Genomic DNA, 403 nt, shown 5'->3' with positions numbered 1-403 from the left:
TGCCAACGTCGGGGAAACTTGCGAAAGCCTGGGCCCGGTGCGCAAGCTATCGGAACCGATAGGGAAAGAGCGCCCGCATGACGGCGACGACGGGGGAGGATCACGAGCGCCTGGCGCGGGTCATGGACCTGGCGCTGGCCGTGCGCGACCTCGGCGCCGAGATCGGCCTGCCCTACGTGGCCGCCAGCGCCGACATCTCCAGCCCCGAACCCATGCTCGGCTCCGACGGCCTGCCGCTGGCCGAGACCACCTTCCAGTGGCTGGACGCCGGCCTGCGCTACTGGCGCGACCGCGCCTTCGCCCTGCGTGCGCCGTTCATCCTGGCCGCCCGCTACGCCGCCGAGCCGTTCTTCTATCACCAGGGCCGCTTCTGCAGCTGGCGGCCGCTGGCCAAGCTGGAGGC

1 protein-coding gene is annotated in these 403 nt (G+C 71.5%); it reads left to right on the top strand.

The window, feature by feature from the left end; all coding sequences use genetic code 11:
• Positions 1-77: 77 nt before the first annotated feature.
• On the top strand, positions 78-403 hold a 326-nt coding region (locus AC1DE1_RS20900), incomplete at its 3' end, for a hypothetical protein (RefSeq protein WP_477179356.1).

Source organism: Dyella sp. 05T440, from assembly GCF_056395965.1.
Note: the sequence above shows the minus strand (reverse complement) of the source record. Positions and strands in the feature narration are given on the sequence as shown.